Annotated in this window: 6 protein-coding genes; 4 read left to right on the top strand and 2 right to left on the bottom strand. The window is 43.2% G+C overall.

Annotated elements, in window-relative coordinates; all coding sequences use genetic code 11:
- On the bottom strand, positions 1-457 hold a 457-nt coding region (locus ACYQ2C_RS15035), incomplete at its 3' end, for a hypothetical protein (protein ID WP_460115710.1).
- A gap of 712 nt (positions 458-1169) precedes the next feature.
- Here ACYQ2C_RS15035 and ACYQ2C_RS15040 point away from each other — a divergent pair.
- The 4 genes from ACYQ2C_RS15040 (at position 1170) to ACYQ2C_RS15055 (ending at position 7295) form a co-directional block, all read left to right on the top strand.
- A complete protein-coding gene (locus tag ACYQ2C_RS15040; protein WP_460103899.1) occupies positions 1170-2942 on the top strand; it encodes an N-acetylglutaminylglutamine amidotransferase in 1773 nt (590 codons plus the stop codon).
- A 2-nt stretch (positions 2943-2944) separates the two neighbouring features.
- Complete coding sequence (gene ngg / locus ACYQ2C_RS15045) at positions 2945-4753, top strand: N-acetylglutaminylglutamine synthetase (RefSeq protein ID WP_460103897.1); 1809 nt, start codon at positions 2945-2947, stop codon at positions 4751-4753.
- 96 nt (positions 4754-4849) lie between these two features.
- On the top strand, positions 4850-5983 hold the full coding sequence (locus tag ACYQ2C_RS15050) for an osmoprotectant NAGGN system M42 family peptidase (RefSeq protein WP_460103894.1): 1134 nt from the start codon (positions 4850-4852) through the stop codon (positions 5981-5983).
- A gap of 220 nt (positions 5984-6203) precedes the next feature.
- Complete coding sequence (locus tag ACYQ2C_RS15055) at positions 6204-7295, top strand: bifunctional transcriptional activator/DNA repair enzyme AdaA (protein WP_460103892.1); 1092 nt, start codon at positions 6204-6206, stop codon at positions 7293-7295.
- A 209-nt stretch (positions 7296-7504) separates the two neighbouring features.
- Here the strand turns inward: ACYQ2C_RS15055 and ACYQ2C_RS15060 are convergent, their stop codons facing one another.
- On the bottom strand, positions 7505-7819 hold the full coding sequence (locus tag ACYQ2C_RS15060; protein WP_460103890.1) for a hypothetical protein: 315 nt from the start codon (positions 7817-7819) through the stop codon (positions 7505-7507).
- Positions 7820-8096: the final 277 nt, after the last annotated feature.

An 8096-nucleotide genomic window follows, 5' to 3' on the forward strand; every position in this document is an offset into this window, starting at 1 on the left:
TACCTTGTTCTACAGCTTGAATTTTCGAATTATTCTCTGTCAAATCTTTTTGATTATATTTTTTTGAAGAATCCTCGACGCCAATTGATAATTCTGGCTTGGATCTTATTTCTTTATTAATAGATTTTTTTTCTTTACTAATAAAGGTATTGTGAATTCCAACATCGAATTCATTGTGTAATGAAGAATTATCGTCAACGATATAAAAATCGTAGAAATTTTCCGAACTCAGATCTGGTTGCGCTTTATTATTTTCGTCAGAACTTGACTCGATTGCATCGTCAGGCGTGTCGATTTGGTCAATATGGCTTGTTTTTATCGGGTCAGCGTCTACGTCTAGATGAATGCTTTTTGCTTTTACTGAAGGTATTGACTCGACCGAGTAGAGGCTATGCGTACTACAAGCGCACACAACCGACATCAAAATCAGAACCAGTAATAATTTAACAGTTAGCATAATGTGCGATTACTAAGCCTATTCAACGTTTTCCTTTGAATAAAAATGGCGTTAAATGAGCAAACCCAGCTGTTTGTGAAAGTATTGTCCAGCAATACTGATATCTCACAACGCAAAACGCCAAATCAATCTATCGGCTAACACGCTAAAAACTTTAGGAAGCTCTGATTCAGTTCTTGAGATTGGCGACCATTTTTATAGGGTGGCGACAATTAAAAATACAATTCAAGAGAGCGATTCTTGCAATCGGTCTAAACCTTGCTTAATCACTTATAAGATTAACAACAACGTAGAAAATAGAAGGTGGAAAATGGAGGGCGCAGCTAGATACACGGTGCAATTAACAGCACACTTTGTAAATACTACAAAGCGATGTTGAAAATAAAACACACTAAAAAATACGTCGAAAATAAAGCGATATAGAAAATCAAGACGTATCTAATTTCATATTGGCATTAAAAAAGAATTACTTATAAACCCCACGCTTCATGAAAACACATCAAGAAATCACACAAAACACGCTAAATTTATGTTAGTCTATGCAATTGAATTAATTTTAAAGATTAAGAATCGCCCCTTTGCGAAAGAACTTCACACAATTTTAATAAACTTATTCTATAAAAATAACCTGTTTATTTAGATAAATCTTCGCAACAAGACATTTAATTCAATCTTATTTTCATCCAAAGAACCTAAAGGTTATCGTAATATTATGTGCGGAATTTGCGGAGAAATCCGATTCAACAAAAACCCACCCTCAGTAGAAAAAGTCTCTCGAATGGCCGAAAAACTGGTGCCTCGCGGCCCAGACTCCGGTGGCATTTATAGTCAAGGCAGAATAGCTTTTGGTCATCGACGATTAAAAATTATTGATTTATCTGAACACGCCCAGCAACCCATGCAAGACCCGGAGTTAGGCTTAACACTGGTATTTAACGGTTGTATTTATAATTATCAAGAATTGCGCAATGAATTAATATCGCTAGGTTACCGATTTTTCTCCACCGGTGACTCTGAAGTGATTTTGAAGGCCTATCATGCATGGGGCACTGATTGTGTACAGCGTTTTAACGGCATGTTCGCCTTCGCAATTCATCACCGCGATACAGGCGAAACCGTACTAGCACGAGACCGCTTCGGCATCAAACCCCTGTATTACACGCAAAACACTGATTTTCTTCGCTTTGCATCGTCATTACCGGCGCTGCTTGCAGGCGGCGATGTGGATACCAGTATCGATAAAATTGCCTTACATCACTACATGCAGTGGCACGCCGTTGTACCGCCACCGCATACTATTTTAAATGGCGCTAAAAAATTACCACCTGCAACCATTCGCACTATCGATAAAAACGGTCAATTCCAAGATTTTAATTATTGGTCGTTAAAAATGGGCGGTAAAAAAGGCGATGAAAGTTTTAGCGAACAAGATTGGGAAGAATTACTGTTACAAACCTTAAAATCTTCCGTTGCACGCCGCTCCATAGCCGACGTTCCTGTAGGTGTTTTACTTTCCGGCGGATTAGACTCCAGTCTGATTGTTGGCTTATTGGCCGAACAAGGTCAAACTGAATTAAGCACCTTCTCGGTTGGCTTTGAAGCCGCCGGTGGCGAAAAAGGCGATGAATTCATGTACTCAGATATTATCGCCAATCATTATCAAACTAATCATTTTCAAATAAAGGTGCCTTCAAGCAAATTATTAGAAACGCTTCCCGAAACCTTTACCGCCATGTCTGAACCGATGGTGAGTTACGATAATGTCGGATTTTATTTGTTATCGAAAGAAGTCTCTAAGCATTTAAAAGTAGTGCAAAGCGGTCAAGGTGCCGATGAAGTGTTTGGTGGCTATCATTGGTATCCACCCTTGGCTAATTCGCAAAACCCTGTTGCGGATTATCGCAATCATTTTTTTGATCGAACAGAAGCAGAGCTTCGCAATATTTTACAGGCGAATTTTTACGAACAAGATTACAGTCAAGCATTTGTGGAACAGCATTTCTCGCAAATTCATTCGGCATCGGCTATCGATAAAGCCCTGCATTTAGATACTAACGTGATGCTGGTTGACGATCCCGTTAAACGCGTTGATAACATGACCATGGCTTGGGGTTTAGAGGCGCGGGTTCCATTTTTAGATCACGAAGTAGTCGAGCTTGCCGCACGAATTCCGGCACATTTAAAAGTACAGCAAGGCGGCAAACATATTTTAAAAAATGTCGCGCGCAAAATTATACCTAATCAAGTGATTGATCGACCTAAAGGTTATTTTCCGGTACCGGCCTTAAAATACATTGAAGGCCCGTATTTAGAATTTGTTCGCGAATTTCTTGACAGTGATAAAGCCCGCAGTCGCGGTATTTTTAAACGCGACTATATCGATCAATTAATGGCAGCGCCGAGAGAACACATTACGCCGCTACGCGGTTCTAAACTTTGGCAAATTGCGCTTCTAGAAATGTGGTTGCAAGCTCAGGGAATTTAACCATGACGAGCTCCAATACTCTTAAAACACATAAAAACGGTTCTAAAACCCCCAAAAACGCCGACAAAGATCACCATCAGAACGATCCCATGGACCCGTCGGTAATGACTTCGTTAAAGCACTGGGGTCAGCCGGTTGAACAACAACCCGGCGAGGAAATGCAAAAAGAATTAGCGCTCGATTGCGGCTGGGGACGTTTGGTATTTGGTCAAACCTTCGATAACCCTAAAACCGTTGCCGGAATTTTGCGTCGCGAGAAAAAAGGCCAGCGAGATATCGCGCTTTATGTACGCGATCCCAACGTAATTTTATCGTACGCGCCGCAAGAATTATTTCTCGATCCGTCTCTAACCTATCGTCTGGATTTTCGCCAATACCAATCCGCCGGAGAGCCACCGGACGCGGTAAGAATTCGTGAAATTAACAGTTCTGATAAACAACGATTAATTGATCGTTTGTACCTATCACACAATATGGTTCCTGCTTACGATGGCTTCTACAGTAAGCTCAATGAAATTCCTGCAATTACCATGTTGGTTGCAGAAGACTTAAGTACCGGCGAAATTATTGGTGCTGTTACCGGTGTTGATCATCGTGTTGCTTTTAACGACCCAGACAACGGCTGTAGTCTTTGGGCGCTGGTTGTTGATGGGCAATCGCAAATTCCAGCAGTGGGCGAGTGGCTAACACGAAAATTGATTGAGCGTTTGCACGAAAAAGGCCGTGACTTTATGGATCTTTCGGTCATGCATGATAACGCTAAAGCCATTCATGTTTACGAAAAATTAGGTTTTCGTCAGGTTCCCGTTTACTGTTTGAAAAAGAAAAACAGCATTAACGAACGTTGGTTTTTGGGCCAAGATCCCGAAGAAGAACTGAATATCTACGCACGAATTATCACCACTGAAGCTCGTCGACGCGGAATTGGCGTTGACATTCTTGATGCCGATGGCGGCTTTTTTAAGTTAACACTCGGCGGCCGCTCCATTACCTGTCGCGAATCGTTGAGTGAATTAACCAGCGCGATTGCCATGAGTCGCTGCGACGACAAAGCCGTGACACGCCGCGTCATGGAAAACGAAGGTCTTCGAGTGCCAGAACAAATACCGGCCGACAACATGGATGACGTTGCCGAGTTTTTAAATCTGCACCGCAAGGTCGTGGTGAAACCGGCCCGCGGTGAACAAGGTCGCGGAATCAAAGTTGGTTTAACCGATCTGCAATCCGTTCATTTGGCCATTGATGAAGCCTCCCATTACAGTGATAAGGTTCTTATTGAAGAATGCGTAGAAGGCGACGATCTGCGGGTTATTGTTATCGATTACCAAGTAGTAGCCGCTGCGATCAGAAGACCACCGCACGTGGTCGGTAATGGTCAAGAGTCCATCGCCGATTTAGTCTCTGGTTTAAGTGCCCGCAGAGCAGCAGCAACCCACGGTGAAAGCACAATTCCACTGGATGCCGAAACCGAGCGCTGTGTTAAGCAAGCGGGTTATGCAATGTCTGACATTCTGCCCTCGGGAGAACGTATAAAAGTCCGCTCCACGGCCAACCTACACACCGGCGGCACCATTCATGATGTTACCCAACGCCTGCACCCGGTATTAGCGTCGGCATCACGCCGGGCGGCCAGAGCTCTGCATATTCCCGTGGTAGGATTGGATTTTATGGTACCAAACGTTGATGGCCCGGATTACGCCATTATTGAAGCCAATGAACGACCCGGACTTGCCAATCACGAACCACAACCCACGGCTGAGAGATTTGTCGATTTATTGTTTCCACACACCAAAAGCAAAGACGCCCAATAAAGCTCATTATCGTGCCCTAAGCAGCCTTTCATTTTACCCATAAGCGAAACACGTCAGATATCGTTCTGGCGTCGCTTTTAAACTCCGATGTAACCCATGACCAAAATAGCCATTGATCAACACTATCTAAGCACAATATTAGATACCTTATTGCGCACCCCAAGTCCTAGCGGCATGACCGACGAGATTGTTCGCACCGTTTGCGCCGAATTAGACAAATTAGAAATTCCCTACGAACTGACTCGCCGCGGTGCCATACGCGCAACCCTAACCGGCAAGCAAACATCACCAAGACGCGCCATTGCCGCGCATTTAGATACTCTTGGCGCCATGGTAAAAGGATTAAAACGTAATGGCCGACTCAGAGTAGTTCCCATTGGCCATTGGAATGCACGCTTTGCCGAAGGCGCACGCGTGAAGATTCACTGCGATAGCGGCACCATTATTTCTGGTACTATTTTGCCGTTAAAAGCCTCTGGGCATACCTACAATAAAGAAGTCGATAGCCAGATTTCGGCATGGAATAATCTTGAAATTCGTCTCGACGAACCGGTAATGAATATCGATCATTTGTGGGATATCGGTATTCGCGTGGGCGATTTTGTCTCCGTTGACTCGCAACCCGACTTCCATGAAAACGGCTTTATTAACGCACGACATCTCGACGACAAATCCGGTGTCGCATCACTACTAGCCGCCGCCAAGGCCATTCGCGATCATAAATTAACGCCCACATTAGATTGCCACCTGCTGTTTACCATTTCTGAAGAAGTTGGCGTTGGCGCCTCACACATATTGCACGGTGAAGTCGCCGAAATGGTTTCTATCGATAACGGTACCATTGCACCGGACCAAAACACCTGCGAAACCGGTGTAACCGTTGCCATGCAAGACTCCAGCGGGCCTTTTGACCGCCACTTAACTCGCCATCTCATCAATATTTGCAAGCGCGAAGAGATTGAATTTAGCCGCGATGTATTCTTGTATTATCGCAGCGATGCCGCCGCAGCCTTAGAAGCTGGCAACGATATTCGCACGGCATTAATCTGCTTTGGATTGGATGCGTCTCACGGATGGGAGCGCGTTCATCTAAAATCATTGGTGTCTACCGCATCGCTGGTGACCAGCTATATGCTCTCTGAACCCTTATTTGGCGAAAAAGAAAACGTCATTGGCTCGGCAGAAGACTACCCCATGATTAATCATTTAGAACATTTGCGACGCGACTGAATTGCGACGCGACTGAATATAGGAATCTCTGACTGACTCAGTCATGAATTAATCAGAGTTTCCCATACATCTGAAAGATCGTGCTCCGGTAGACCGTTACCGAGCCATTGATCGGCTACAGAAAAATACTTGCCAATTTTTCGGTTGCGAGTATTTGACCGCCAAACTAGAGTGTTGAGAATCCACCGACTCCCAACACTCATAGGTTAGGTTTGGCGCTATGTTGCCGTCTTACGTACACGTCGTAACACCCGATACAGATTCTGCGAAGTTTGCAGACTATTATCGCGCACTAAGCGAACGCCAATCGAGTTACGTCGGAATATTTTTCGCTGGCGTTAAAACCACGCACATATTCTGCATTGCCACCTGCCGTGCTCGAAAGCCCAAAAAAGAAAACGTTGAGTTTTTTACGGATTATAAAGCGGCACTGAGTGCTGGCTATCGCCCCTGCAAAATCTGTAAACCCACCGAAAACTCAGAGCAAGCCCCCGAGCAAGTTACCCAAGCGATTGACTTGGTTCGCAACAATCCAAAGCAGAAGATTTCTGACTTTGAACTGCGGCAGAACCACATCAGTCCAGATTTAGTGCGCCGCTGGTTTAAAAGTCATTATCAAATTACCTTTCACACCTTTCAAAGAATGTATCGTATTAATAATGCGTTTATCGAATTAAAATCCGGCGGAAAGTCTGCAACCGATACAGCGTTAGATCACGGTTACGATTCTTTAAGTGGATTTTCTTACACCTACAAAAAACTAATGGGCAATTCGCCGCAAAAAAGCATGAAAAATAACGTCATTTTAATTCATCGATTTACCACACCCTTAGGGCCAATGTTTGCTTGTGCAACCGATGAAGGCCTGTGCTTGTTAGAATTTGTCGATCGCAAAAAACTCGAAACCGAATTTAAAGATTTACAACGTCTTTTAAAGGCCGAAATCATCACCGGAGAAAACGACCACATTCGCTCCATTCAAGAAGAAATAAACCAGTACTTCAATGGTGAATTAACCACCTTTAACACCAAAATTCATTCACCGGGAACGGAATTTCAAAATCAGGTTTGGCAAGCATTGCAAAGCATTCCTTACGGACAAACCCGCAGTTACCAAGACCAGGCTAACATTATTAACAAGCCCAAGGCGGTACGTGCCGTGGCTAACGCCAATGGTTGCAACCGTTTAGCGATTGTAATTCCCTGCCACAGAGTAATTGGTAAAGATGGGAGCCTCACAGGTTACGCAGGCGGTCTAGAAAGAAAGCGCTGGTTACTGGACCATGAAAAAGCCCATAGCAACCAACATTAATGGAATGGCTTAACCAATAGAGGGAACTCTGATTAACCTAGAGTTTCTCGCGACACAAGGAGGTGTCGCCAATTTCAAGAACGGTGAATAATTAAGATTGTAAAGAAATTGGAAATCGCATTTGCAATTTCTGTCCTCTGATTAAATCATGGATGAGTTAATCAGAGGCTCCTAGAGAATAAAAACGTTTTGAGATAGCTGCTTTAAAATTATCGCCACTCAAAAGAGGTGTCTACGTTCATCGGATAAATAAATTCTCTGAAATCTGGCTCAGTTTCTAAAGCCGGTTTAAATTCTATTCGATAAGTAGAACGCTTAAACTTCTCGGTATCTCTGCGGTCAAGTTTCTTACTGTCGAAATCAATAACCTCAGACTTTACAACCTTGCCGTCACGATCAACCATCAAGAAGAACAATATCTCTTTATTAGACTGGCGAAACTCAGTACGCGCCGCTTGAATTTGTTGTTCAGTAAAGTGGAAATCTGGAATTGGCGTTTTTACTCTTCCACACCCCCACAACAAGAAAAAACAACTCAATACAATAAAAAACTTATAATAACCAAATCTAATCACAGATTAATTCCACTTTAAAATTTTCAGACACAAATCACGATTAAAACCGCCATCTCACCACCAATAAATCCAGCAAGTTTTTAAACGATTTATCACCCAGACTCTTTATATTCAGAGCTTTTACACATAAAAATTTCTGAAAAAAAACCTACTTTAGGAACCTCTGATTAACTCATCCATGATTTAATCAGAGGACAGAAATTGAAAATGCGATTTCCAATTTCTT

It is taken from the genome of Sessilibacter sp. MAH3 (assembly GCF_054658275.1).

Bases quoted from the DNA above. Each gene is read 5' to 3' on its own strand.
- ACYQ2C_RS15040 (WP_460103899.1), top strand. From the start codon at position 1,170: ATGTGCGGAATTTGCGGAGAAATCCGATTCAACAAAAACCCACCCTCA.
- ngg (WP_460103897.1), top strand. From the start codon at position 2,945: ATGACGAGCTCCAATACTCTTAAAACACATAAAAACGGTTCTAAAACC.
- ACYQ2C_RS15050 (WP_460103894.1), top strand. From the start codon at position 4,850: ATGACCAAAATAGCCATTGATCAACACTATCTAAGCACAATATTAGAT.
- ACYQ2C_RS15055 (WP_460103892.1), top strand. From the start codon at position 6,204: ATGTTGCCGTCTTACGTACACGTCGTAACACCCGATACAGATTCTGCG.